This is a genomic window from Nocardiopsis synnemataformans, assembly GCF_965343085.1.
In the GTDB taxonomy this organism is placed as follows: Bacteria; Actinomycetota; Actinomycetes; order Streptosporangiales; family Streptosporangiaceae; genus Nocardiopsis; species Nocardiopsis alborubida.
The window spans coordinates 19,646-43,365 of record NZ_CBDRFA010000071.1 but is presented as its reverse complement, the minus strand read 5'-3'; the positions used below and the strand labels follow the sequence as shown (position 1 = coordinate 43,365).

At 73.4% G+C, this 23,720-nt stretch carries 22 protein-coding genes and 1 pseudogene; 13 read left to right on the top strand and 10 right to left on the bottom strand.

Annotated elements, in window-relative coordinates; translation table 11 throughout:
- The first annotated feature begins 147 nt into the window (after positions 1-147).
- Positions 148-1,368 carry a PP2C family protein-serine/threonine phosphatase gene (locus ACSIH6_RS30715; protein ID WP_435111827.1) on the top strand — a complete coding sequence of 407 codons (1,221 nt, stop codon included), beginning with the start codon at positions 148-150 and terminating at the stop codon, positions 1,366-1,368.
- Between the two features lie 26 nt (positions 1,369-1,394).
- Here the strand turns inward: ACSIH6_RS30715 and ACSIH6_RS30710 are convergent, their stop codons facing one another.
- Positions 1,395-2,201: a cyclase family protein gene (locus tag ACSIH6_RS30710; protein ID WP_435111826.1), complete on the bottom strand. Its 807-nt coding sequence runs from the start codon at positions 2,199-2,201 to the stop codon at positions 1,395-1,397.
- 555 nt (positions 2,202-2,756) lie between these two features.
- On the bottom strand, positions 2,757-2,981 hold the full coding sequence (locus tag ACSIH6_RS30705) for a hypothetical protein (RefSeq protein WP_435111825.1): 225 nt from the start codon (positions 2,979-2,981) through the stop codon (positions 2,757-2,759).
- A gap of 291 nt (positions 2,982-3,272) precedes the next feature.
- Here ACSIH6_RS30705 and ACSIH6_RS30700 point away from each other — a divergent pair, with 291 nt between their 5' ends.
- From ACSIH6_RS30700 to ACSIH6_RS30685, 4 genes are all read left to right on the top strand, one after another.
- Positions 3,273-4,304 carry an iron-siderophore ABC transporter substrate-binding protein gene (locus tag ACSIH6_RS30700; protein ID WP_435111824.1) on the top strand — a complete coding sequence of 344 codons (1,032 nt, stop codon included), beginning with the start codon at positions 3,273-3,275 and terminating at the stop codon, positions 4,302-4,304.
- 7 nt (positions 4,305-4,311) lie between these two features.
- Entirely contained in the window at positions 4,312-5,337 is a 1,026-nt protein-coding gene (locus ACSIH6_RS30695; protein WP_435111823.1) for a FecCD family ABC transporter permease, read from the top strand.
- Between the two features lie 86 nt (positions 5,338-5,423).
- Positions 5,424-6,440, top strand: coding sequence for a FecCD family ABC transporter permease (locus ACSIH6_RS30690; protein WP_435111829.1), 1,017 nt, complete (start codon positions 5,424-5,426; stop codon positions 6,438-6,440).
- On the top strand, positions 6,437-7,240 hold the full coding sequence (locus ACSIH6_RS30685; RefSeq protein ID WP_435111822.1) for an ABC transporter ATP-binding protein: 804 nt from the start codon (positions 6,437-6,439) through the stop codon (positions 7,238-7,240). Before ACSIH6_RS30690 ends, ACSIH6_RS30685 begins: the two co-directional genes overlap by 4 nt.
- 53 nt (positions 7,241-7,293) lie before the next feature.
- Here ACSIH6_RS30685 and ACSIH6_RS30680 read toward each other — a convergent pair whose 3' ends face one another.
- Together ACSIH6_RS30680 and ACSIH6_RS30675 are read right to left on the bottom strand one after the other, a co-directional pair.
- Positions 7,294-7,785 (bottom strand): GbsR/MarR family transcriptional regulator, encoded by a 492-nt coding sequence (locus ACSIH6_RS30680; RefSeq protein ID WP_435111821.1) that lies wholly within the window; start codon positions 7,783-7,785, stop codon positions 7,294-7,296.
- Between the two features lie 103 nt (positions 7,786-7,888).
- Complete coding sequence (locus ACSIH6_RS30675; RefSeq protein WP_435111820.1) at positions 7,889-8,485, bottom strand: TetR/AcrR family transcriptional regulator; 597 nt, start codon at positions 8,483-8,485, stop codon at positions 7,889-7,891.
- A gap of 83 nt (positions 8,486-8,568) precedes the next feature.
- Here ACSIH6_RS30675 and ACSIH6_RS30670 point away from each other — a divergent pair, with 83 nt between their 5' ends.
- The 4 genes and pseudogenes from ACSIH6_RS30670 (at position 8,569) to ACSIH6_RS30655 (ending at position 10,519) form a co-directional block, all read left to right on the top strand.
- Positions 8,569-8,985 carry a VOC family protein gene (locus ACSIH6_RS30670; RefSeq protein WP_435111819.1) on the top strand — a complete coding sequence of 139 codons (417 nt, stop codon included), beginning with the start codon at positions 8,569-8,571 and terminating at the stop codon, positions 8,983-8,985.
- A gap of 65 nt (positions 8,986-9,050) precedes the next feature.
- Positions 9,051-9,299: pseudogene (locus ACSIH6_RS30665) on the top strand (HD domain-containing protein); the annotation flags it as partial.
- A 165-nt stretch (positions 9,300-9,464) separates the two neighbouring features.
- A complete protein-coding gene (locus ACSIH6_RS30660; RefSeq protein WP_435111828.1) occupies positions 9,465-9,806 on the top strand; it encodes a glyoxalase/bleomycin resistance/dioxygenase family protein in 342 nt (113 codons plus the stop codon).
- A 98-nt stretch (positions 9,807-9,904) separates the two neighbouring features.
- Positions 9,905-10,519, top strand: coding sequence for a TetR/AcrR family transcriptional regulator (locus tag ACSIH6_RS30655; protein ID WP_435111818.1), 615 nt, complete (start codon positions 9,905-9,907; stop codon positions 10,517-10,519).
- 91 nt (positions 10,520-10,610) lie between these two features.
- On the opposite strand, the gene ACSIH6_RS30650 is transcribed toward ACSIH6_RS30655, so the two are convergent.
- Genes ACSIH6_RS30650 through ACSIH6_RS30635 form a run of 4 tightly spaced genes read right to left on the bottom strand, consistent with a single transcriptional unit; the run spans position 10,611 to position 14,382 of the window.
- The gene (locus ACSIH6_RS30650) at positions 10,611-11,825 is read right to left on the bottom strand and encodes an acyl-CoA dehydrogenase family protein (RefSeq protein ID WP_435111817.1); all 1,215 of its coding nucleotides are present in this window, start codon (positions 11,823-11,825) and stop codon (positions 10,611-10,613) included.
- Position 11,826: 1 nt separating this feature from the next.
- Positions 11,827-12,852, bottom strand: a complete 1,026-nt coding sequence (locus ACSIH6_RS30645; RefSeq protein WP_435111816.1) for a phosphotransferase family protein — start codon at positions 12,850-12,852, stop codon at positions 11,827-11,829.
- The gene (locus tag ACSIH6_RS30640) at positions 12,849-13,625 is read right to left on the bottom strand and encodes an SDR family oxidoreductase (protein ID WP_435111815.1); all 777 of its coding nucleotides are present in this window, start codon (positions 13,623-13,625) and stop codon (positions 12,849-12,851) included. Before ACSIH6_RS30640 ends, ACSIH6_RS30645 begins: the two co-directional genes overlap by 4 nt.
- Before the next feature lies 1 nt (position 13,626).
- A complete protein-coding gene (locus tag ACSIH6_RS30635) occupies positions 13,627-14,382 on the bottom strand; it encodes an SDR family oxidoreductase (protein WP_435111814.1) in 756 nt (251 codons plus the stop codon).
- Positions 14,383-14,532: 150 nt separating this feature from the next.
- Here ACSIH6_RS30635 and ACSIH6_RS30630 point away from each other — a divergent pair, with 150 nt between their 5' ends.
- The gene (locus ACSIH6_RS30630) at positions 14,533-14,826 is read left to right on the top strand and encodes a GNAT family N-acetyltransferase (RefSeq protein ID WP_435111813.1); all 294 of its coding nucleotides are present in this window, start codon (positions 14,533-14,535) and stop codon (positions 14,824-14,826) included.
- A gap of 140 nt (positions 14,827-14,966) precedes the next feature.
- Here the strand turns inward: ACSIH6_RS30630 and ACSIH6_RS30625 are convergent, their stop codons facing one another.
- On the bottom strand, positions 14,967-15,947 hold the full coding sequence (locus ACSIH6_RS30625) for a quinone oxidoreductase family protein (protein WP_435111812.1): 981 nt from the start codon (positions 15,945-15,947) through the stop codon (positions 14,967-14,969).
- A 199-nt stretch (positions 15,948-16,146) separates the two neighbouring features.
- Here ACSIH6_RS30625 and ACSIH6_RS30620 point away from each other — a divergent pair, with 199 nt between their 5' ends.
- The 3 genes from ACSIH6_RS30620 to ACSIH6_RS30610 all read left to right on the top strand — a co-directional run bounded on the left by ACSIH6_RS30620 (position 16,147) and on the right by ACSIH6_RS30610 (position 21,183).
- Entirely contained in the window at positions 16,147-17,652 is a 1,506-nt protein-coding gene (locus ACSIH6_RS30620) for a carboxylesterase/lipase family protein (protein ID WP_435111811.1), read from the top strand.
- Positions 17,653-17,851: 199 nt separating this feature from the next.
- Complete coding sequence (locus tag ACSIH6_RS30615; RefSeq protein ID WP_435111810.1) at positions 17,852-19,153, top strand: ATP-grasp domain-containing protein; 1,302 nt, start codon at positions 17,852-17,854, stop codon at positions 19,151-19,153.
- Positions 19,153-21,183, top strand: a complete 2,031-nt coding sequence (locus tag ACSIH6_RS30610) for a CocE/NonD family hydrolase (protein WP_435111809.1) — start codon at positions 19,153-19,155, stop codon at positions 21,181-21,183. The genes ACSIH6_RS30615 and ACSIH6_RS30610 overlap by 1 nt, the downstream gene beginning before the upstream one ends.
- Positions 21,184-21,257: 74 nt before the next feature.
- On the opposite strand, the gene ACSIH6_RS30605 is transcribed toward ACSIH6_RS30610, so the two are convergent.
- Complete coding sequence (locus ACSIH6_RS30605) at positions 21,258-23,666, bottom strand: Tex family protein (RefSeq protein WP_435111808.1); 2,409 nt, start codon at positions 23,664-23,666, stop codon at positions 21,258-21,260.
- Positions 23,667-23,720 lie beyond the last annotated feature (54 nt).

Here is a 23,720-nt window from a genome sequence, read left to right as displayed (position 1 = left end):
TCCCCGCATCCGCTCCGACCGGGACGGCGAGCGCCGCGACCGCTCTGCCTGATCCCGGGTAAAGACCGCCCCCGCCGCGGGACACGCGGCCCGCCGCAACCCCCTCGCCCGCGCCCGTGGTGTGAGACTGCTGGGGGAGGTGAGCACATGGACGACACGACGACCCCGGTCGCCGGGGCCGAGCAGCTGTTCGAGGAGCTGGTCAGATCCGTGCACGGGTGCGCCCCGATCGAGGTCCTCGAAGCCGCCGGTCGCTACGGCGAGCGGATCGGACTCAGCAGCATCTCCGTGCACCTGGTCGACCTGCAACAGCGCCTCCTCGTCCCGCTGCTCGGCGGCCCGACGCTCAAGGTCGACTCCAGCGTGGCCGGGGAGGCCTACCGCTCCGAGACGCTGCGGCTGGTCGAGGGCGGCGACGGTGAGCTGAGCCTGTGGCTGCCCCTGCGCGACGGCGCCGACCGCATGGGGGTCGTGCACATCAGCGCCCCCGTGCTCGACGAGTCCACGCTGCGCCGCTGCCACGCGCTCGCCTCACTGCTGGCCCTGGTCGTCACCTCCAAACGCGCCTACAGCGACACCTACGTCCGCCACATCCGAACCCAGTCGATGGACCTGCGCACCGAGATGCTGCGGGCCTTCCTGCCGCCCCGCACCCTGGGCACCTCGCGGGGCGTGTCCACCGCCGTCCTCGAACCCGCCTACCAGCTGGGCGGCGACGCCTTCGACCACTCGATCACCAAGGAGACCCTGCACGCCGCCATCCTCGACGCGATGGGGCACGACCTGGCCTCCGGGCTGACCGCGTCGGTGGCCATGGCCGGGGTCCGCAACGCCCGGCGCAACGGCGCCGACCTCGCCGAGCTGACCGACAGCGTGGAGAGGGCACTCACCTCCTGGCTCCCCGACCGCTTCTGCACGGCCGTCTTCACCTCCCTGAACCTGTCCACCGGGGAGTTCACCTGGGTCAACTGCGCCCACCCCACGCCCCTGCTCCTGCGGCGCGGCCGCCTGCTGGAGGACGCCCTGGAGCGGCCCCCCGAGGTACCGCTCGGGCTCGGCGGTGTGCTCGGCGAGGCCGAACCGCGCACCGTGCACCGGACCCTGCTCGAACCCGGTGACCGGATCCTGCTCTACACCGACGGGGTGACCGAGGCGCACGACAGCCAGGGGCGGATGTTCGGTCTCGAACGGTTCGCCGACTCCATCATCCGCGCCACCGCCGCCGAGGAACCCGCCCCGGAGACGTTGCGGCGCCTGATCCACGCCATCCACGACCACCAGCGCGGCAGCTTCACCGACGACGCCACCATCATGCTGCTGGAGTGGCGCCCCGACGGCGGGGCGATGCCCCGGGTCGAGGGCTGCTGACCTCCCTGACGCGGGCCGGGACTGGTTCACCACATGGCCAGGACCCGGCTGGGCCCGCCGGAGGCGTCCAGACCGGGCATGACCCCGACGCTGATCAGCGCCCCGCTCGGCGGCAGCTGCTCCAGCCCGGTCAGCGACTCCAGCCCCCAGCGGTCGGCTCTGCCCACCACCTCGTGCGCGGGGAAGTCGGTGGAGTCGCCCGGGTCGGTGCTCAGCGTGTCCACACCCACCCCGACCACTCCGCGCCGCTCGATCAGGAACTCGCAGGCCTCGGGGCCGAAGCCCGGGAAGTGCCAGGAGCCGTCCGCGGCCACCCCGCGCACCGCGTCGTCGCCCCGCGCCCACCGGGCGCTCCACCCCGAGTGCATCAGCACCGCCGCCCCCGCCGGGATCCGTCCGTGCGCGCGCTCGAAGGCCAGCACGTCGTCCACCGTCACCGTGGTGTCGGGGTCCTCGGCCGCCCGGGCGCGGATGTCGATCACCGCCGCCGGGGCGAGGAGTTCGTCCGGCCGGATGTCGGGGACCAGCCGCCCGCCGCCGATCACGTGCCCCGGCGCGTCCAGGTGCGTGCCCGAGTGCTCGCTGAGCGTCCACTGCTGTAGGTAGAAGCCGAACTCGCCCTCGGGCACCGGCTCGCCCCGGTTCTCGCGCCGGGGCTTGTCCTCCCCCCAGGAGGGCATCGTCGGCGACAGGACGTGGCTGAGGTCGGCCACCCTGCGAAAGCCCGTGGGCCACGGGCGCGGCTGGCCCGGCGAACCGGGCGGCCCGGCGGGTCCCGACCCGGCCTCGCCGCTCCGCGAGCGGACGGTCTCACCGGTTCCGTTCAGGCACATGGGATCTCCCTCGTCGTATGCGTCGCTTCCCGTATGCCCGGCCAGCGGAGCCCGCCAACCTGTCCCCGACCTCCTGTGGACAACTCCGCGCCGCGGACAGGTCGCACACCGGCCCTACCGACAGCAGCGCCAGCCCCACCGCCACGGCCGCGGCCCCTCCCACGAGCAGCAGGGGACGTGCGCCGAACACCTGCGCAGCCGGACCGGCCAGGACCTGACCGACCGGCATCATCGCCTCCGAAGAGGGCGAACGTCCCCGCGCGCAGGGGGAAACGCGGCCGGACCCGCATCGCCAGGAGCCCGCCCAGGACCTCGGCGGTGCGCAGGGCCGCCGAACGTACTCCTCGGGGACGGAGGAGCCGGGCCCGGCCGCGGTGCGGGGGAGTGCGAGGGGCGGGGAAACGGTACGCGGGTCGTCCTCACCGGTGCGAGGCGGGCGGAACCCCGGTCCCGCCGGTACAGGACACACGTCGCGCCCGGCCGGAGCAGCTCCGACCGGGCGCGCGACCCGTCCGCCCGCGTCGCGCCCGGGTCACCGGACGCCGCGGCGCGGACCTACTTCTTCCTGGACTCCTCCAGCCGAAGCGCGACGCCGACCGCGAAGAAGGTGGGCGCCCACTCGCCGATGAAGATCCCCCACCGGTCGGCGCGGTCCAGCCCGGTGTCCTCCTCCTTCTTCAGGGAGGCCAGCCAGCTCACGAAGCTGAGACCGATGGAGGCGACTCCGGCCCCGTAGGCCATCTCGGACGTGACGCCCATCTCGGACAGTTTGGCGATCATGGTGCTCCTCGCGTTGGTGGTTGCCTCTAGAGGCACTTCCCGAGGAGGTGCCGGACAAGCTCCATGGCAGGTCAAGGCTGTGTCAGGTGGGGGCGGGGAGAGGCGGTCGGGGTCCGCGTCCGGAGTTCAGAACTTTTGAAATCCGAACCGAGTGAGGTTAGACTAACCTTGGTTTTGCCGGGATCCTCCCATTCTGTCCTCCGTGTTTCCCCCTCGGGACGCCCCATGCGCGGAAACGGCCCGCCCGAACACGGCGCGGCCACTCCCCATGACGAAGAAAGCAGTGTGAGCATGGCCTCCACCCTTCGCCGTGTCAGCGGCATCGCCTTCACCGCCCTCCTCGCCGTCGGCCTCACCTCGTGCGGCAGCGCGGAGGAGGACACCGGTGAGAGCGGCGGCGGCACCGCCGGCGGCCAGTTCCCGCTCAGCATCGACAACGCCCTGGGCACCGCCGAGATCCCCGAGCAGCCCGAGCGCGTGGTCACCCTCGGCCAGGGCTCCGCCGAGACCGCCATCGCCCTCGGCGTCGTGCCCGTCGGCGTCGAGAGCTACGAGTGGGGCAGCGACGACACCGGCTACCTGCCGTGGATCCACGAGGCGGTCACCGAGGCGGGCGAGGAACTGCCCGCCCAGTTCGCCGGCGCCGACGACATCGACTTCGAGGCGATCATCGAGCTGGAGCCCGACGTCATCCTCGCCCCCTGGTCCGGCGTCACCCAGGAGCAGTACGACATCCTGAGCGACATCGCCCCCACGGTCGCCTACCCCGAGCTGCCCTGGAGCACCGACTGGGACCAGCAGATCGAGATCATCGGCGAGGCGCTCGGCCAGCCCGAGGAGGCCCAGGGCCTCATCCAGGACATCGAGACGCAGTTCGAGGAGGCCGCGGCGGCCAACGAGCAGTTCGCCGACCTGTCCTTCTCCTACGTCTACACCGACGGCCCCGGCACCCTCGGCGTGTTCCTGCCCGACGAGCAGCGCGTGGCCATGGTCCGCGGCCTGGGCCTGACCGTCGACCCGGTCGTGGAGACCTTCCCCGAGACCGAGGGCACCGACTCGGCCATCATCGGCCTGGAGAACGCCGACCAGCTCTCCGAGAGCGACCTGCTCTTCACGTTCTACACCGACCCCGAGACCCGCGCCGAGATCGAGGCCCAGGAGCTGTACGCGGCCATCCCCGCCGTCGAGAGCGGCGCCGTGGTCGCCTCCGAGGACAACTCCTTCGTCACCGCCTCCTCGATCATCAACCCGCTGACCGTTCCCTGGGTCATCGACCGCTACGTGCCCATGATCGAAGAGGCCGCCCAGAACATCGGGAACTAGTCCCTCCATGGTCAGGGCGAAGACATCCGCGGCCGCGCCACGCACGCGTCCCGCCCGCACCGCGCTCATGCTCGGTGCGGGCGTCGCGGCCCTGGCGGGGGCGGTCCTGCTCAGCCTCGTCATGGGCAGCAGGCCCACACCGGTCGCCGACGTGTGGGCGGCGCTCACCGGCGGGGCGGACCCCTTCACCACCACGGTGGTGGAGAGCCGCTACCCGCGCACCGTCCTGGGGGTGGTGGCCGGGGCCGCCCTGGCCCTGGCGGGCACCCTCATGCAGGGCGTCACCCGCAACCCCCTCGCCGACCCCGGCCTGCTGGGCGTCAACGCCGGGGCCGCCGCGGCGGTGGTCACGGCCACCGCGCTGTTCGGTCCCACCTCGGTCACCGGAACGGTCTGGTGGGCGCTGCCCGGGGCCCTGGTCGCGGGGCTGGCCGCCTACACGGTGGGCAGCCGCGGCGGCGACGGTGGCATGGTCCGCCTGGTCCTGGCGGGCGCGGTGGTCTCCGCCGTGCTCACCGCCTACGTCCAGGCGGTGGCCCTGAGCCTGCCCGAGACCTTCGACAGCTACCGCTACTGGGTGGTCGGCTCCCTGGCCGGGCGCGGCTACGACGTCATCCTGTCCGTGCTGCCGGTCATCGGCGTCGGCGTCCTGCTCGCGCTCGTGGTCTGCGGCGGCCTCAACGCCCTGGCCCTGGGTGAGGAGGCCGCGATCGCCACCGGCGCCAACACGGTGTGGACCCGCTCGGCGGGGCTCGTCGCGGGAACCCTGCTCGCAGCCGGGGCCACCGCGGCCGCCGGGCCCATCGCCTTCGTCGGCCTGGCCGTGCCGCACGTGGTGCGCGCCCTGGTCGGCGTCGACTTCCGTGCGCAGGTGCCCTTCGCGCTGCTGGTGGGCCCCACCCTGCTGCTGCTCGCCGACGTCGTCGGCCGTACCATCGTGCGCCCCACCGAACTCATGGTCGGCGTCGTCACCGCGTTCGTCGGTGCGCCCGTCCTGTTGTACGCGGTCCGCAGGATGCGGAGTACCCCATGACCCGAACCACCCGCACGCCCCTGGCCCCGACGGCCCCGGCCCGGCGCGAGTACGGGGAGCCACGGACCCCGGCCCCCTCCCAGCCCGTGCTGAGGCTGGGCCCGGTCGCGCTGCCCGTCCACCCGCGCTCGCTGCTGTGGGCGGTCGGGCTGCTGCTCCTGCTGGTCGCCGCCGCGGCCGCCACGCTCGCCCTCGGGCGGCTCGGCGTGCCCCTCACCCGCCTGCCCACCGTCCTGACGGGCGGGGGCGAGGCCACCGAGACCTTCGTGCTCGAACGACTGCGCGGCCCCCGCCTGGCCGTGGCCGCGGGCACGGGCGTCGCCCTGGGCCTGGCGGGCACGCTCTTCCAGTCCGTCACCCGCAACCCCCTGGGCAGCCCCGACGTCATCGGCCTCGGCGCCGGTGCGGGGGCGGGCGCGGCCTTCGCCGCCCTCGTCCTGCCCGGGGTGCTCCCCGTGCCGCTGGGCGCCCTGGCGGGCGCCGCCCTGGCCATGGCCGTCGTGGCCACGGTGACCGGGACCGGGCTGCGCCACCCCGGCCGCCTGATCGTGGCGGGCATCGGGGTGGCCGCCATGGCGCAGGCCTTCACCCACTTCGTCGTGTCCGTGATGGCCCGCGACCAGGCCAGCGTCCTGTCCGCCTACGTCAACGGCAGCCTGGGCGCCCGCTCCTGGGAGCACGCCACCACCATCTGGGCGGTCCTGCTGCTGGCGCTGCCCTTCGTGGCGGCGCTGGCCGGACCGGTCTCCGTCAACGAGATGGGCGACGAACTCGCCGACGCCCTCGGCGCGCGGGCCGCCCCCACCCGCACCGCCGCCGTCTGCCTGTCGGTGGTGCTGTCCGCGGCCGCGGTGAGCGTGGCCGGTCCGATCGCGTTCGTGTCCCTGACCGCGCCGCAGATCGCGCGCCGGCTCTCCGCCGCGCCGGGTCCCAACATGGTGCTGTCGGCCCTGGTCGGGGCCCTGCTGCTGGTGGCGGCGGACCTGGCGGTCCAGCAGTCCCCGGTCGGCGACGGGCTGCCGGTCGGCGTCTTCACCATGGGGCTCGGCGGCGTCTACCTGGGCTATCTGCTGGTTCGTGAATGGCGAAAGGGTGTGCTGTGAGTCTGGTGCTGTCCGCGGAGGGCCTGACCCTGGGGTACGGGGCCGAACCGGTCGTGCGCGACCTCGACCTGGGGGTGGCCGAGGGCGAGTTCACCGTCATCGTCGGCCCCAACGGCTGCGGTAAGTCCACGCTGCTCAAGGCCCTGGGCCGGGTGAACAAGCCGATCTCGGGGCGGGTGCTGCTGCACGGCAGGGACGTGCGCGGCCAGCGCGCCAAGGCGGTCGCGCGTCAGATGGCGCTGCTGCCGCAGAGCCCGACCGCTCCCGAGGGCATCACGGTGCGGGCCCTGGCCGCCCGCGGCCGCTTCCCGCACCACACGCTGGTGCGCCAGTGGAGCCCCCAGGACGAGACGGCGATCGGGCGTGCGCTGGAGCTGACCGGGCTGGCCGACCTGGCCGACACCCTGGTGGGCTCGCTCTCGGGCGGCCAGCGCCAGCGCGCCTGGGTGGCGATGGTCCTGGCGCAGGACACCGGCGTCCTCCTGCTGGACGAGCCCACCACCTACCTGGACATCGCCCACCAGTACGACCTGCTGGAGCTGTTCGCCGACCTGCACCGCCGGGGGCGCACGGTGGTCGCGGTCCTGCACGACCTGGCCCAGGCCGCCCGGTTCGCCACCCGCCTGGTGCTGATGGAGGCGGGCAGGGTGGTCGCCGACGGCCCTCCGGAGGAGGTCGTGACCGCCCGCCTGGTGGAGGAGGTGTTCGGGCTGCCCTGCGACGTGGTGCCCGACCCGCGCACCCGCACGCCGCTGGTCATCCCGCACGAGAGGGGGTGTCGCGCCGGAGGCGTCGGTTGAGGGTGTCCCACCCTCCGCGAAGCGGCTCCCGGGCGACGGCGGGCCTGACCCCCTCAGGCCCGCCGGGCCTTGTACTCCTCCCAGGAGGAGAGCAGGGTGTCGTGGTAGTCGTCCAGCCAGGTCATGTAGTCGTGCATGTTGCGCAGCCGGGTGCGCGCGGTCGGGCTCAGGCCGGGCAGGCGCTCCAGGGCCGAAGCCGCGAGCTCCCTCTGCCTCCGCAGGTAGGAACGCTCGTTGCGCAGGAACCCGCCCCAGACGTCCTCGTCCATGGCGACCAGCCGCGAGCGGCGCCCGGGGGAGGCGACCAGCTCCACGAAGCCCATCTCGCGCAGGCGGCGCACCGACTGCGACACCGACCCCCGGCTGACCCGGGCGCCGTCGGCGATCTCCTCGGCGCTCACCGCCTCGCGGTCGGCGACGAGCAGGTAGCCCACGATGCGGCCCTCGGCGCGGGGACGGCCCTGAGACTGCCAGTACTCGGAGAAGCGCCCGACGAAGTCGTCGCGGAACCGCGTGTCCTCGTCCGTCCGCGCGCTCTCCGCCATGGGGGCCACGATAGCGCCTGAGACGGGGCGTTCCGGGCCTCGCCCGGGGGCTTGGCCCGCCCCCGTCCGGCGCCGCCCAGGGGCGGGCGGGGGCGCTTGCGGTTCAGGGACGGCGCAGGGACTCCAGCATGGGCGACAGCGCCGCCCACACCTGCTCCAGGTCCCCGGGGTCGTCGCTGTCGGCCAGCCACAGCGCGGCCTCGTTCATCGCCCCCGAGAGCAGGTGGGCCACGGGCGCGACCGGCCGCGGCTCCAGGACGCCCGCCTCGACCAGCGCGGAGAGCGCCTCGGCCAGGTGGCGGGCCGACGCGGCCTCGTCCAGGGTGCGCCAGGTGCTCCAGCCCAGGACGGCGGGCCCGTCCACCAGCATGATCCGCCGCACGTCCGGCGCGGTGCTGGCGGTGAGGAAGGCCCGGCACCCGGCGGTCAGCCGGTCCCACGGGTCGGGGTGCGCGTCCGCCGCCCGCGCCACGGCGTCGCCGACCTCGGACTGCACCTCCTCCAGGACCGCGCGGAACAGATCCGGCTTGCCCTCGAAGTGGTGGTACAGGGCGCCCTTGGTGACCGCGGAGTCCGCCACGATCCGGGCCAGCCCCACCCCGCCGTACCCGTGCGCGGCGAACAGCCTGCGGGCCTCGCGCAGCAGGACCCGCCTGGTGCGCTCCCGCTGCCGGGCGCGGCTTCCCGGTTCCGCGGCCATGTCCTGATCCCCCCTTGTTGACATACCGAAGGTATGCCAATAGCGTACCTTCACATACCAAAAGTACGTGAAAGGTGGGGTTCATGCGGCTCAACAGCTTCTACCCGGTGGTCGGCACGCCCCGGCTGGCCGAGTCCCGGGACTTCTACGTCGGTCTGTTCGGCTTCGAGGAGACCTTCGCCGCCGACTGGTACGTGAGTCTGCGCAGGCCCGGCCCGCCCGAGTACGAACTGGCCCTGCTCGACCCCGGGCACCCCACCGTCCCCGAGGGCTACCGCAGGCCCGTCCAGGGCCTGCTGCTCAACTTCGAGGTGGAGGACGTGGACGCCGAGTGGGAGCGCCTGGTGGTGCGCGGCGGCCTGCGCCCCGAACTGGGGATCCGCACCGAGGACTTCGGCCAGCGGCACTTCATCGTCGCCGACCCCGGCGGGGTCCTGGTCGACGTCATCACGCCCGTCGCGCCCTCGCCGGAGTACGGGGACAACTTCGTGCGGGGTTGAGGGCCGCCCCGCCCCGCGCGCCCGATACGGTCGGCGTGACGTGGGGAGGGGCGAAGGCGGTGGCGATGACGCTGGAACAGGCCTCGCGCCTGGCGGAGGAGGCCCACGCCGGGCAGGTCGACCGGGCCGGTCGGCCCTACATCGAGCACGTGTTCGCGGTGCGCGACCTGCTCGCCGGGCACGGGGAACGCGCCCAGGCGGCCGGGGTGCTGCACGACGTGCTGGAGGACACCCCGCTCACCGCCGACGACCTGCGCGCCAGGGGCTGTCCGGAGGAGGTCGTGCGCGCGGTGGAGTCGGTGACCCGGCGCGCGGGGGAGCCCTACGAGGAGATGGTGCGCCGCGCCGCCGCCGACCCGCTGGGCAGGCTGGTCAAGCTCGCCGACAACGCCCACAACTCCGACGAGCGCCGCCTGGCCCTGCTGCCCGCCGAGCAGGCGCGGAGGCTGCGCGCCAAGTACGCCCGCGCCCGGCGGATCCTGGAGGAGGGCGCGGAGGAGGACGGGCTCTCCGGGGCGGCGCTCCCGCGCGCCACGCTCCTGGTCCTCTACACCGACCGCGTCGAGGAGTGCCGCGCCTTCTACGCCGGGCTCGGTCTGCGCTTCGTCCGCGAGCGGCACGGCTCGGGGCCCGAGCACCATGCGGCCGAGCTGGCCGACGGCATGGTCGTCGAGATCTACCCGGCCACGGCCGAGCGCTCCACGGGCGCGGTACGCCTCGGGTTCACCGTGCACGGAGATCGCGCCGTCCCGCCCCTGGAGCCGGGTCGCCGCGTGCTCACCGACCCCGACGGGCGCAAGGTCGACCTGCGGGTGGTGTGAGCAGCGGCACGCGTGCGCGTGGCGTCGGGTACCAGCCGGTCGGTATGCTGTTCCGGCCGGTATTTCCGGGACTGACGGGGCACGAGGTGGGGCAACACATGGCGCGAGGACAGCAGACGGCCGAGGCCGACACACCGACCAGGTCGGTGCCCGAGCGCCTTCTTGGGGCGGCGACGCGCCTGTTCGCCTCCAACGGCTACGAGGGCACCTCCGTGCAGGAGGTCGTGGCCGCCGCAGGCGTCACCAAGGGCGCCATGTACCACTACTTCGGCTCCAAGGACGACCTGCTCTACGAGGTCTACGCGCGCGTGCTGCGCATGCAGACCGAGCACCTGGTGCGGATCGCCTCCCGGGACGAGTCGGTGGCCGACCGCGTGCACGCCGCCGCGGCCGACGTCATCGTCACCAGCGTCGCCAACCTCGACGACACCGTCATCTTCTTCCGCTCCATGCACCAGCTGAGCGAGGACAAGCAGCGCGCCGTGCGCGCCGAGCGCCGCCGCTACCACGAGATCTTCCGGGACATGGTCGCCCAGGGGCAGGACGAGGGGGTCTTTCGCACCGACGTCTCCGCCGACCTGGTGGTGAACTACTTCTTCGGCTCGGTGCACCACCTGAGCACCTGGTACCACCCGGGCGGAACGCTCAGCGGCGAGGACGTGGGGCGCCACTTCGCCGACCTGCTCGTGGCGGGGCTGCGCCCCGGGGCCTGAGCGCGGGAACCCGACGGCGAGGGGGCCGGACGCGTAGCCCGCGTCCGGCCCCCTCGCGCGCTCCCGGGAGCGGAGCCCCGGAAGAGAGGCGCTACCGGCGGTACTTGCGCAGCTCCGCGCGGCCCAGCGAGCGCAGGTGCACCTCGTCGGGCCCGTCGGCCAGCCGCAGCGACCGCACCCCCGCCAGCCATCCGGCCAGGGGCAGGTCCTGGCTGACCCCGGCCGCGCCGTGCGCCTGGATCGCCTTGTCCAGGATCCACTCCACCGTGCGCGGGGTGGCGATCTTGATCGCCTGGATCTCGGTGTGCGCGCCCCTGTTGCCCACCGTGTCCATCAGGTAGGCGGTCTTGAGCACCAGCAGCCGCAGCTGCTCGATGGCCACGCGCGCCTCGGCGATCCACTCGCGGACCACGCCCTGGTCGGCCAGCGGCCGCCCGAAGGCCACGCGGTCCAGCACCCGGCGGCAGGTGAGCTCCAGGGCCCGCTCGGCCATGCCGATGCCGCGCATGCAGTGGTGGATGCGGCCCGGCCCCAGCCGGGCCTGGGCGATGGCGAACCCCTCGCCCTCGCCGCCGACGAGGTTCGAGACGGGCACCCGCACGTCCTCGAACACCACCTCGGCGTGGCCGCCGTGGTCGCTGTCGTCGTAGCCGTACACCGTCATGCCCCGCCTGACCGTCAGCCCGGGGGTGTCGCGCGGCACCAGCACCATGCTCTGCTGCCTGTGCCGCTCGGCGTCGGGGTCGGTCTTGCCCATCACGATGAACACGGCGCACTCGGGGTTGAGGGCCCCGGTGATATACCACTTGCGCCCGTTGACCACGTACTCGTCGCCGTCGCGGACGATGCTGGTGGTGATGTTGGTGGCGTCGGAGGAGGCCACCGCGGGCTCGGTCATCGCGAACGCCGACCGGATCCGGGCGTCGAGCAGGGGCTCCAACCAGCGCTCGCGCTGCTCCGGGGTGCCGAACATCGTCAGCACCTCCATGTTCCCGGTGTCGGGCGCGGCGCAGTTGAGCGCGATCGGGGCCAGGCGCGGACTGCGCCCGGTGATCTCCGCCAGCGGCGCGTACCGCAGGTTGGGCAGGCCGCCGTGCTCGGGGTGGCCCGCCAGGAACAGGTTCCACAGCCCGCGCCCGCGCGCCTCGGTCTGGAGCTCGCGCACCACCGGCGCGGTCGACCAGCGGTCCCCGCGCGCGGCCAGCTGCTCCTCCAGCACCGCCTCGGCCGGGTAGACGCGCTCGTCCATGAAGGCGAGCAGCCGCTCGCGCAGCTCCTCTGTCTCCTCGTCGTGGGCGAAGTCCATATCAGTCCTCCTCGAGCATGGTGTGCGCGCGCTCCACCAGGGGTGCGACCATCTCGCCGACCCGGTCGAAGCCCGCCCCGACGGTCAGCCCCTGGCCGTGGCGGAAGTGGATGCCCTCGGCGATCACCGCGAGCTTGAAGCAGCCCAGGGCCACGTACCAGCCCAGCCGGGACACGTCGCGGCCGGTCGCTGCGGCGTACATGCCCACCAGCTCCTCGGGGGAGGGGTAGCCCTCGGCGGAGGTGGCGGGCGCGGCGCCCACGCCCACGGGCTGCGCCTGGTAGACGAGCATCAGGCCCAGGTCCACGAGCGGGTCGCCGAGCGTGGCCATCTCCCAGTCCAGGACCGCGTTGACGCGGCCCCCGGAGGTGACCAGCACGTTGTCCAGGCGGTAGTCGCCGTGCACGATCGCGGGCGCCGACTGCTCGGGCAGCGTCGCGGCGAGCCTCCCGCGCAGCTCGTCGATGCCGGGGATGTCCCGGCTGCGGGAGGCCTCCAGCTGCTTGCCCCAGCGGCGCACCTGGCGCTCCAGGAACCCCTGCGGGCGGCCGAAGTCGCCCAGCCCCACCTCCTCGGGCGCCACCGCGTGCAGCTCGCCCAGGGTGGCGATCAGCGCCTCGGCCACGCCGCGTATGGCCCCGGCGCCCAGCGGGGCGATCTCGTCGCGGGTGCGGAAGGGGGTGCCCGCCACGTGTTCCATGACGTAGAACGGCGCGCCCAGCACCCCGGTGTCCTCGCACAGCACGTGTGTGCGGGGGACGGGCACGGCGGTGTCGCGCAGCGCGCTCATCACCCGGTACTCGCGGGGCATGTCGTGCGCGGTGGCCAGCACGTGGCCCAGCGGCGGACGGCGCACCACCCAGCTGCCGGTGCCGTCGGTGACCACGTAGGTCAGGTTGGACTTGCCGCCCGCGACCACCCGGCCCTCCAGCGGGCCCGCGACCAGGCCGGGCACGGCCGCGTCCAGGTAGGCGCGCAGGCTGGTGAGATCCAGGCCCGGGAGCTCGTCCGTGTGTTCGCCGCTCACGCCTGTCCCTCGAAGACCCTGGCCTGGAGACGGCGCATCCCCGCGAGCCAGCGGTCGGTGTCGTCGGCACGGGCCGCGTAGTGGTCGGCGACCTGGGGGTGCGGCAGGATCAGGAAGCGCCCGTCGGCCAGGCCGACCATCACCGCGTCGGCGACCTCCTCGGGGGTGATCGCCTCCGGGGACAGGATGGCCCGGCCGGTGTCGCCGCTGCTCTCCAGCAGGTTGGTGCGCACGCCCATCGGGCACACGCACTGCACGGTGATCCCGCGGTCGCCGTAGGTGGCCGACATCCACTCGCCGAAGGCCAGTGCGGCGTGCTTGGTCACCGAGTACGGCGCGCTGCCCAGCATCGTGAGCAGGCCCGCCGCCGACACGGTGGTCAGGAAGCGGCCCCGCCCGCGCTCCAGCCAGCCGGGCACCAGCTCGCGGGCGGCGCGTACGTGGGCCATCACGTTGACCTGCCAGGCCAGGTCCCAGTCGGCCTCGGGGGCCTCGGGGCCTCCGCCCACGCCCACGCCCGCGTTGGCCACGTACAGGTCGATGCCGCCCAGGTGTGCCCCGGCCTCGGCCACGAGCGCGGTGACGCCCGCCTCGCCGGCGGCGTCGCCGGGGACGGCCACCCCGCCGATCTCGGCGGCCACGGCCTCGGCCGCGCCGGCGTCCAGGTCGTTGACCACCACGCGCGCCCCGGCTCCGGCGAGCCTGCGCGCGATCGCGGCGCCGATGCCGTTGCCCGCGCCGGTGACCACGGCTCCGGTGTCGTTCAGCTCCATGTCACACACCTCCGGTGAGGGTCACGCCGCCGTCGAGGACGAGGGTGCGGCCGGTGATCCAGGAGGCGTCGTCGGAGAGCAGGAAGGCCACCGCGCCCGCCACGTCCCCGGGTTCGCCCAGGCGCCCCAGGGGGTACTGGGCGGCGACCTTCTCCTCGCGGCCCTCGTAGAGGGCGGCGGCGAACCTGGTCTTGACCACGGCCGGGGCGACGCCGTTCACGCGGACCCCCGGGCCCAGTTCGACGGCCAGCTCCTCGGTGACGTGGATGAGCGTCGCCTTGGTGGCGCCGTAGAAGCCGATGCCGGGGGCGGGCCTGGTCCCGGCGACGGAGGAGACGTTGACGACGGTGCCGCCGTGCTCGGCCATCCAGGCGTGGTAGGCCTTCTGCGTCCACGAGATCGCGGAAAGCACGTTGACCTCGAAGATCTTGCGGGCCGCGTCCAGGTCCAGGTCGACCATCCGCCCGTAGACCGGGTTGATGCCGGTGTTGTTGACGAACATGTCGACGCTGCCGAAGGCCTCCAGGGTGGCGGCCACGGCCGCGTCCTGGTGCTCGGGGTCGTCGGCCCGGCCGGGGACCCCGATGGCGTGCTCGGGTCCGCCCAGGGCCTTGACGGCCTCCTCGAGGGGCTCGGGCTTGCGCGCCGTGACGCACACGCGCGCGCCCTCGTCGACGAGCCGCTGGGCGATGGCCAGGCCGATGCCCCGGCTCGCACCGGTGACGATGGCGGTCCGCCCGCCGAACCGGGATGTCATTCCGCTCTCCTTAGACCGACTGGTCGGTATGCCATGGCGACTCTATGCCGGGGGAGGTGCGTGCCGCAAGGGGCGAAAGGGACGCCGAGGCGCGACAATGGCGGCGCGGGCCGACGACGTCCCCCCGCGGACCGGAAAGTGAGGGCTTCCATGGCGACCGACGTGGTCGACGTACGGGAACGGAAACGCTACGAGATCAGGGTCGAGGGGGAGGTGGCCGGATTCGCCGAGTACATCCTCACCGACGAGCTGGTGACCTTCACCCACACCGAGATCGACCCCGCCTACGAGGGGCGCGGCCTGGGCGGAACCCTGGTCAGGGAGGCCCTGGACGACGTGCGTCCGCGGGGACTGGCGGTGCTGCCCCTGTGCCCCTTCGTCAAGGGGTGGATCCAGCGCCACCCCGACTACGCCGACCTGGTCTACCGCACCGCCGACGAGTAGGGCCGCCCGCGCGGAGCTCCCCCCGGGGTCCTCGCGGAGGGGCCGCGGCGTCCGCCGCGGCGGACCGGCGCGGGCGCGGTGGGCGCCGCGCCGGTCCGCATGGAGACCGCCGAAATCCGACACGTCGGACATTTAGTGATCTACGAGGTAAAGGTGGCGCTTTTCTCTGCGGTTGTGTCGAGGGTGAGTTTGCCGATGGTTCCCCGGGAACGCAGCGCCTCGTGCGCCCGCGCGGCCTCCCCCAGGGGGTAGGCGCCGCCCAGAACAGGCCTCAGGTGCCCCTCGGCCACCAGGGTGAACAGCTCGGCCATCGCCCGGCTCATCACGTCGCCCGGCAGCGTCCACACGTGCGGCAGCCACATGCCGCTCACACTGGTGGAGAAACGCATGAGGTTGGCGGGCTGCACCGGGCTGGGCAGCTCGCGCGAGGCCATTCCGTAGAAGGCCAGGCGCCCGAACGGGGCCAGCGCCCGCACACTCTGGTCGGTGACCCGGCCGCCCACCATGTCCAGGACGGCGTCCACGCGCTGACCGCCGTTGGCCTCGATCAGCGCCTCGGTCATGTCGGGGGCGGCGGAGTCCACGACGGCGTCCGCGCCCAGCTCCGTGGCCAGTGCGCGCTTGTCCTCGCTGCTGGCCACGGCGACGACCCGTCCGGCGCCGAACCGCTTGGCCAGCTGGACGGCGAGCGTGCCCACGCCGCCGGCCGCCGCGTGCACCACGACCGACTCGCCCGGGTCCATCCGCACGGACCTGCGCAGCAGCACCCAGGCGGTGGCGCCCTGCACGATCAGGGCGAGCGCGTCCTCGTCCGAGACCCCGTCGGGGATGTCGAAGGCCATGTCGGCGGCGGCGGTGGCCTTCTCGGCGTAGCCGCCGCTGGTGGTCAGGGCGACCACGCGGCGGCCGTCGGGGGTGCGTCCGGCGATCTCCATGCCCGGGACCAGCGGAAGCGTGGCGGGGGCCAGGTAGCTGTTCTCGGCCTGGTGGGTGTCGGCGAAGTTGACCCCGGCGCGGGTGACGTCGACGAGGACCTCGCCGGGCCCCGCCTCGGGATCGGGCAGTTCGGTGAGGTTCAGGACCTCGGGTCCGCCGAACTCGGTGATCTGGATGGCGCGCATGGGCGACCTCTCCTTCGTCTGTTCATACCGACCAGGTGGTATGTTACCGGTCGGTCGGACTCCGAGGCCCGCGGCGTCCCGGCTGATCGGACGGGTGTCGCGGGCGGGTGCGTCGCCGCGCGGCCGCCGCCGGGGTCTTGCGCCCGTCTGCCTAACGTTGTTAGGTGTGGGGTGCCGCGCACCGATGGGGAGGACGCACGTGGACGCCGAGCACACAGTGACGACAGCAGCCGGACGGGTCCGGGGCACCACCTCGCCGCGCTCCGAGAGCGGCGGGGTCGCCGTCTACCGGGGTGTGCCCTACGCCGCCGCACCCTTCCGGGAAGAGCGCTTCGCCGCCCCCGCGCCCCCGGCCCCCTGGGACGGTGTCCGCGACTGCGCCTCCTTCGGTCCACCGCCCCCGCAGGGGAACCAGCTCCTGGGCGCGGCGCCCTGGACCCCGCAGACGTCCCTGGACTGCCTGTCGCTCAACGTGTGGACCGCCGCCCGCGAGGGCGACCGCGCCCCCGTGCTCGTGTGGATCCACGGGGGCGCCTACATCGTCGGAGCGGCCTCCGAGGTCACCTACGACGGCACCCGGCTCGCCGAGAGCGGACTGGTCGTGGTGGGGATCAACTACCGGCTGGGCTTCGAGGGTTTCGGCCACGTACCCGGGCGCCCCGACAACCGCGGCCTGCTCGACCAGGCCGCCGCCCTGCGGTGGGTGCGGGAGAACGTCTCCGCCTTCGGGGGAGACCCCGACAACGTGACGGTGGCGGGGGAGTCCGCCGGTGCCGGTTCGGTCGCGTGCCTGATGGCCTCGCCGCGGGCCCGCGGGCTCTTCCGACGCGCGATCGCGCACAGCGTTCCGGGGGACATGCTCACCGCGGACACCGCTCGGCTGGTCTCGGAGCGGATCGCCGCGGCCGCGGGCGTGCCGCCGGAGGCCGACGCCCTGGCCGCGCTGGCACCGGAGAAGCTGCTGGAGGCCACCGACGCGGTGCTCGCCTCCGCCCCGGCCAGGGGTTCGGGGGGCGTGCGTACCAAGCCCTTCACCTGCTTCGCGCCCGTGGTCGGCGGGCCCGAGTTGCCCGAGGCCCCGCTGGAGGCGGTCGCGCGCGGCGCCGCCTCGGGGGTGGACCTGCTGGTCGGCCACAACGCCCACGAGTACCGGCTGTTCACCGAGCTGGGGCAGAGCGTGGAGATCGACGACGAGTCCTCCCTGGCGGTGACCGCCTCCCGTCTGGGACTGGGGGAGGACGCGGTGGCCGCCTACCGGTCCGTGTACCCCGGGGCCACGCTGCGCGAGCTGTTCGCCGCGATCCAGGGCGACGCGCTGTTCTGCGAGTACACGGTGCGCTTCGCCGAGGCGCACGCCGCGGCCGGGGGCCGCGCCCACTTCTTCCGGCTGGCCGCGGAGAGCCCCGCCATGGAGGGGCGCCTGGGGGCCTGCCACGCCTTCGACCTGCCGTTCGCCTTCGGCAACCTGGACACCGACTTCGGGCGGTTCCTGCTCGGCGGCGAGCCCACGGAGGCCCACCGGGCGCTGTCGGGGCGGATGGTCGCGGCCTGGCGCGACTTCGCCGCCACGGGGGACCCGGGCTGGCCCGCGGTGACGGCCGAGGCCACCGCGGTCAAGGTGTGGGACACCGACGACCTGCTGCACGCCAGCGACGCCTCGCCGGTGCGCGAACTGTGGGCCGGGGTGTCCCTGGTCCCCCGGTAGGGCCGCGCGCCGTCCCGGTTCGACCCGCGGCCGGTAAAGGTTCGCAAAACCCCCCGCCGTCTGACCGGGGCCGGTGGGGGAGAGGGGCATCCTCACAGGTAGGAGTGGGTGGCGCCGGTGTCCGGGGCGTATCGGGCAGACGACCTTTCCGGTGCGGGGGCGTGGCCGTCGGCTGACACCACCCCGCCGGAGGTGCGCGATGACCACGAACGTCTTCGTCCTGGGACTCGACGACCAGAACCGGGAGGTCCTGCTCTCGCTGCCCGCCGACCGCGGCTACCGTTTCCTCCAGCTGCTCGACCTCGACGAGATCGGCCAGCACCGGGAGGTGGACGTGCCTGGAGTCCTCGCCCTGGCGGCCGAGAGGCTGGACTCCTTCGAGGGCAGGGTCGACGCGGTCATCGGGTTCTGGGACTTCCCGGTCAGCTCACTGGTGCCGCTGCTCTGCCGGGAGCGAGGGCTGTCGTGCGCGCCCCTGGAGGCCGTCATCCGGTGCGAGCACAAGTACTGGAGCCGTCTGGAACAGCGCGCCGTCATCCCCGAGGCCGTCCCCCGGTTCGCCGAGGTCGGCCTCGACGCCACGGTCAAACCGGAGGGGCTGTCCTATCCGCTGTGGGTCAAGCCGGTGAAGTCGTTCTCCTCCGAACTGGCCTTCCGCGCAGCCGACGACGACGAGTTCCGTGCGGCGATGGACAGGATCAGGGCGGGCGCCGGACGCCTCGGCGCGTCCTTCCAGTGGGTGATGGACCTGCTGAGACTCCCTCCGGAGGTCGCCGGGTGCGGGGGCACGGCCGCGCTGGCCGAGGAGGAGGCCACGGGTGACCAGCTGACCGTCGAGGGCTACGTCCGTGACGGTGTTCCCCACGTCTACGGGATCGTCGACTCCCACCGCTATCCGGGCACGTCGAGCTTCCTGCGCTACGAGTACCCGTCCACGGTGTCCGAAGCGGTCGGCGCCCGCCTGACCGAGCTGTCCGAGCGCGTGGTCTCCCGGGTCGGCCTGGACGACGTCACCTTCAACATCGAGTACTTCCACGACCCGCGGAGCGGCGCCGTCAGGCTCCTGGAGATCAATCCGCGCCACTCCCAGTCGCACGCCCGGCTGTTCGAGCTCGTGCGGGGGGTGTCCAACCACGAGATCTGCCTGAGGGTCGCGTTGGGGGAGGAGCCCGAGCTGGAACGCGACGGGCGGTACGCGGTGGCCGCCAAGTGGTTCATACGCCGCTTCCGCGACGGCTTCGTCGCGGCGGTGCCCACCGCCGAGGACGTCGCGCGCGCGGAGAAGACGGCGCCGGGGACGAAGGTGGAGATCGTCGCGCGCCAGGGCCAGCGGCTCTCCGACCTGCCCATCCAGGACAGCTACAGTTTCGAGCTGGCCCACGTGTTCGTGGGCGCCGGGGACAGCGCGGAGTGCGAGCGCAGGTACCGGGCCTGCGTGGCGGAGCTGCCCTTCACGATCCGTGACACCGACGACGAGGCCCGACACGAGGGGATCCGGTGATGAGGACCGTCAGTGACCTGCCCCACGAGATCCGCGAGGACGAGTACGTCCTGATCCCGATCAGTGACGGAGTCCGGCTCGCCGCGCGGATCTGGCGTCCGGCGGGGAGCGAGGGGGCCCCGGTGCCGGCGGTCCTGGAGTTCATCCCGTACCGCAGGCGCGACCTGACCGCGCAGCGCGACTCGGTGCACCACCCCTACATGGCCGGGCACGGGTACGCGTGCGTCCGCGTGGACCTGCGCGGCAGCGGCGACTCCGAGGGGGTGCTCACCGACGAGTACCTGGAACGCGAGCTCCTGGACGCCGAGGAGGTGCTCGCCTGGCTCGCCGACCAGCCCTGGTGTGACGGCCGCACCGGCATGATGGGCATCTCCTGGGGCGGGTTCAACGCCCTCCAGGTCGCCGCGCGGCGGCCGGAGAGCCTGCGGGCGATCGTGACGGCCTGCTCCACCGACGACCGCTACTCCGACGACGTGCACTACATGGGCGGGTGCCTGCTGGGGGACAACCTGTCCTGGGCCTCCACGATGTTCGCCTACAACTCCTGCCCGCCCGACCCGGCCCTGGTCGGTGAGCGCTGGCGCGACATGTGGCACGAGCGGCTGGAGCACAGCGGCCTGTGGCTCGACACCTGGCTGCGCCACCAGCACCGGGACGCGTACTGGAGGCACGGTTCGGTGGCCGAGGACCTGGACGCGATCGAGGTGCCCGTCATGGCCGTCAGCGGCTGGGCGGACGGTTACTCCAACTCGGTCTTCCGGCTGCTGGCGGGGCTGAGCGTTCCCCGTTTGGGGCTGCTGGGCCCCTGGTCGCACAAGTACCCGCACCTGGGCCAGCCCGGCCCCGCCATCGGCTTCCTCCAGGAGATGGTGCGCTGGTGGGACCGCTGGCTCAAGGGCGTGGACAACGACGTGATGGACGCACCCGTCCTGCGGGCCTGGATGCAGGAGAGCGTGGCGCCCTCCACCGCCTACGAGGCGCGGCCGGGGCGCTGGGTCGGTGAGCGGGAGTGGCCCTCGCCCGACGTCGTGTTGGTACCGCGCGACCTGGGTGCGGGCCGCGTGCTCGCGGAGGGGGAGCCCTCGGGGAGGGAGGACGTCCTGACCCTGTCCTCCCCGCTGTCCACCGGACAGCACGCGGGCAAGTGGTGTTCGTACAACGCTCCTCCGGACCTGCCCTACGACCAGCGCGAGGACGACGGCGGGTCGATCGTCTTCGACAGTGTGCCGCTTCCCCAGCGGTTGGAGATCCTGGGCTCCGCGGTGGTCGAGCTCGAACTGGCCGTGGACCGGCCCGACGCGATGGTCGCGGTGCGGCTGTGCGACGTCACGCCCAAGGGGCAGGCCACGCGGGTGACCTACGGGCTGCTCAACCTCACCCACGCCAGCGGCCACGAGAGGCCGCGCAAGCTCGTGCCCGGGCGCAGGTACCGCGTGTCGGTCCCCCTCAACGGTGTGGCCCAGGCCTTCCCGGCCGGGCACCGGGTGCGGATCTCGGTCTCCACCTCCTACTGGCCGCTCGTGTGGCCCTCGCCCGAGCCGGTGACCCTCTCCCTGTTCCAGGGGGAGCACACCCGCGTACTGCTTCCGGTGCGTCCGGTCGAAGGCGGCGACGGGCGGGAGGTGGCGTCCTTCGGCGAGCCCGAGGGCACCGCCCCGATCGAGACGACCCGGATCGTTCCGGGCGAGGAGCGGTGGGACCTGACCCAGGACCTCGTGCGCTACGGGGCCGCGCTGGACGTGGTCAAGGACCTGGGGACGGTGCGCTTCGACGGCATCGGCCTGGAGGTGACCCGCCGCGCGCAGGAGTGCTACAGCCGGGTCGGCGACGACCCCGGCTCGGTCCGGGGCGAGGCGGTGTGGACGATGGGCTTCGCCCGCGGCGACTGGTCCGTGCGGACCAGGACCCACACGGTGCTCACGTCCACGGCGACCGACTTCCACCTGCACGCGACGCTCGACGCCTACGAGGGCACGAGGCGCGTGGCCACGAAGATCTACACCTCGGTGATCCCGCGGGACTGCGTCTGAGCCGGGCGGGGACCGGCCTGCGGCTTTGAGGGTCCCGGCGGTGCGTCACCGCCGGGACCCGGGTCCGCGGGGGGCTACTTGCCCAGACCGGCGCGGCGCAGCGCCTCGGCCATCGCGCCCTGCGGGGTGGCGCCCTCACGGTTGTCCCGGCCGCGTCCGTTACCGCCGCCGTTGCCGTTGCTCCGACGACCGCCGCCGCCACCGCCGCCGTTGCCCCGGCGGCGGTCGTTGCCGCCGCGGTCGCCGTTGCCGCCGCGCTCCTCGCGGCCGCCCCGTGCGGGGGCCTCGTCGTCCAGGCGCATGGTCAGGGAGATGCGCTTGCGCGGGATGTCGACGTCCTGGACCTTGACCTTCACGATGTCGCCCGGCTTGACCACGTCGCGCGGGTCCTCCACGAACTTGTACGACAGCGCCGACACGTGCACCAGGCCGTCCTGGTGCACGCCCACGTCCACGAACGCGCCGAACGCCGCCACGTTGGTGACCACGCCCTCCAGGAGCATGCCCGGGGCCAGGTCCTGGAGCTTCTCCACGCCCTCCTTGAAGGTGGCGGTGGTGAAGGCGGGGCGCGGGTCCCGGCCGGGCTTGTCCAGCTCGGCGAGGATGTCGGTGACCGTGGGCAGGCCGAAGGTGTCGTCCACGAACTCCTGGGGGCGCACCCGCGACAGCAGGTCCTTGTTGCCGATCAGCGACGGCAGGTCGGCCCCCACCCGGTCCAGGATGCGCCGTACCACCGGGTAGGCCTCCGGGTGCACCGCCGAGGCGTCCAGCGGGTCGTCGCCGCCGGGCACGCGCAGGAAGCCCGCGCACTGTTCGAAGGCCTTCGGGCCCAGGCGCGGCACCGAGCGCAGCGCCTCGCGGGTGCGGAAGGGGCCGTTGGCGTCGCGGTGCGCGACGATGTTGCGCGCCAGGGTGGAGGTCACGCCCGACACCCGGGTCAGCAGCGGCACCGACGCGGTGTTGACGTCCACGCCCACGCCGTTCACGCAGTCCTCGACGACCGCGTCCAGGGAGCGCGACAGCTTGGTCTCGGCCAGGTCGTGCTGGTACTGGCCGACCCCGATCGACTTGGGGTCGATCTTGACCAGCTCGGCCAGCGGGTCCTGGAGGCGGCGGGCGATGGAGGCGGCGCCGCGCAGCGACACGTCCAGGTCCGGCAGCTCCTCGGAGGCGTAGGCCGAGGCCGAGTACACCGACGCGCCCGCCTCCGACACCATCACCTTGGTGAGCTTGAGCTCGGGGTGGAGCTTGATCAGGTCGGCGGCGAGCTTGTCGGTCTCGCGGGAGGCGGTGCCGTTGCCGATCGCGACCAGTTCCACGCCGTGGGCGGCGCACAGCCTGGCCAGGCCGTGGATGGCGCCGTCCCAGTCGCGGCGGGGCGCGTGCGGGAACACCGTGTCGGTGGCCACGACCTTGCCGGTGGCGTCGGTGACCGCGACCTTGACGCCGGTGCGCAGGCCCGGGTCCAGGCCCAGGGTGGCGCGGCTTCCGGCGGGGGCCGCCAGCAGCAGGTCGCGCAGGTTGGCGGCGAACACGTTCACGCCGTCGTCCTCGGCCCGCTGCCACAGCCGCATGCGCACGTCGATGTCCAGCCGCACCAGGATGCGGGTGCGCCAGCCCCAGCGCACGGTGTCCTGGAGCCAGCGGTCGGCGGGGCGGCCGCGGTCCACGATCCCGAAGTGGTGGGCGATGGCGTTCTCGTAGGTGCTGCGGGGCGTGGTGCCGTCGGGGTTCTCGGCCGGGGCGTCCTCCGGCTCCAGGGTGAGGGTGAGGACCTCCTCCTTCTCGCCCCGGTACATGGCCAGCACGCGGTGGGAGGGCAGCTCGGTGAGCGGCTCGGAGAACGCGAAGTAGTCGGCGAACTTGGCGCCCGCCTCCTCCTTGCCCTCGCGCACGGTCGAGCCCAGGCGGCCCCTCTCCCACAGCCGCTCGCGCAGGACGCCGGTGAGGTCGGCGTCCTCGACGAAGCGCTCCACCAGGATGGCGCGGGCCCCGTCCAGGGCTGCCTTGACGTCGGCCACCTCCCTGTCGGGGTCGACGTAGGCCGCGGCCACCTCCTGGGGGTCCTGGGTGGGGTCGGCCAGCAGTCCCTCGGCCAGCGGTTCGAGCCCCGCCTCGCGGGCGATCTGGGCCTTGGTGCGCCGTTTGGGCTTGTAGGGAAGGTAGATGTCCTCCAGGCGGGCCTTGGAGTCGGCCGCGTGGATGCTGGCCTCCAGCGCCTCGTCCAGCTTGCCCTGGGAGCGGATCGACTCCAGGATCGCGGTCCGGCGTTCGGCCAGTTCACGCAGGTAGCGCAGGCGCTCCTCCAGGGCGCGCAGCTGGGCGTCGTCCAGCGCGCCGGTGACCTCCTTGCGGTAGCGGGCGATGAAGGGCACGGTCGATCCGCTGTCAAGCAGGCCGACGGTGGCGGTGACCTGGTGCGCGCCCACTCCGAGTTCCTCGGCGATGCGCTGGTCGATCGTGGGTGTCACAGGCGTCGTCACTGGTTAAACGTCCACTCTCTGGCTGTTCGGTGCGGGGACATTCTGGTGGCGGGG

Bases quoted from the DNA above. Each gene is read 5' to 3' on its own strand.
- ACSIH6_RS30610 (WP_435111809.1), top strand. From the start codon at position 19,153: ATGAGGACCGTCAGTGACCTGCCCCACGAGATCCGCGAGGACGAGTAC.
- ACSIH6_RS30635 (WP_435111814.1), bottom strand. From the start codon at position 14,382: ATGACATCCCGGTTCGGCGGGCGGACCGCCATCGTCACCGGTGCGAGC.
- ACSIH6_RS30630 (WP_435111813.1), top strand. From the start codon at position 14,533: ATGGCGACCGACGTGGTCGACGTACGGGAACGGAAACGCTACGAGATC.
- ACSIH6_RS30655 (WP_435111818.1), top strand. From the start codon at position 9,905: ATGGCGCGAGGACAGCAGACGGCCGAGGCCGACACACCGACCAGGTCG.
- ACSIH6_RS30615 (WP_435111810.1), top strand. From the start codon at position 17,852: ATGACCACGAACGTCTTCGTCCTGGGACTCGACGACCAGAACCGGGAG.
- ACSIH6_RS30675 (WP_435111820.1), bottom strand. From the start codon at position 8,485: ATGGCCGCGGAACCGGGAAGCCGCGCCCGGCAGCGGGAGCGCACCAGG.
- ACSIH6_RS30650 (WP_435111817.1), bottom strand. From the start codon at position 11,825: ATGGACTTCGCCCACGACGAGGAGACAGAGGAGCTGCGCGAGCGGCTG.
- ACSIH6_RS30695 (WP_435111823.1), top strand. From the start codon at position 4,312: ATGGTCAGGGCGAAGACATCCGCGGCCGCGCCACGCACGCGTCCCGCC.
- ACSIH6_RS30680 (WP_435111821.1), bottom strand. From the start codon at position 7,785: ATGGCGGAGAGCGCGCGGACGGACGAGGACACGCGGTTCCGCGACGAC.
- ACSIH6_RS30705 (WP_435111825.1), bottom strand. From the start codon at position 2,981: ATGATCGCCAAACTGTCCGAGATGGGCGTCACGTCCGAGATGGCCTAC.
- ACSIH6_RS30640 (WP_435111815.1), bottom strand. From the start codon at position 13,625: ATGGAGCTGAACGACACCGGAGCCGTGGTCACCGGCGCGGGCAACGGC.
- ACSIH6_RS30670 (WP_435111819.1), top strand. From the start codon at position 8,569: ATGCGGCTCAACAGCTTCTACCCGGTGGTCGGCACGCCCCGGCTGGCC.
- ACSIH6_RS30715 (WP_435111827.1), top strand. From the start codon at position 148: ATGGACGACACGACGACCCCGGTCGCCGGGGCCGAGCAGCTGTTCGAG.
- ACSIH6_RS30625 (WP_435111812.1), bottom strand. From the start codon at position 15,947: ATGCGCGCCATCCAGATCACCGAGTTCGGCGGACCCGAGGTCCTGAAC.
- ACSIH6_RS30700 (WP_435111824.1), top strand. From the start codon at position 3,273: ATGGCCTCCACCCTTCGCCGTGTCAGCGGCATCGCCTTCACCGCCCTC.
- ACSIH6_RS30710 (WP_435111826.1), bottom strand. From the start codon at position 2,201: ATGTGCCTGAACGGAACCGGTGAGACCGTCCGCTCGCGGAGCGGCGAG.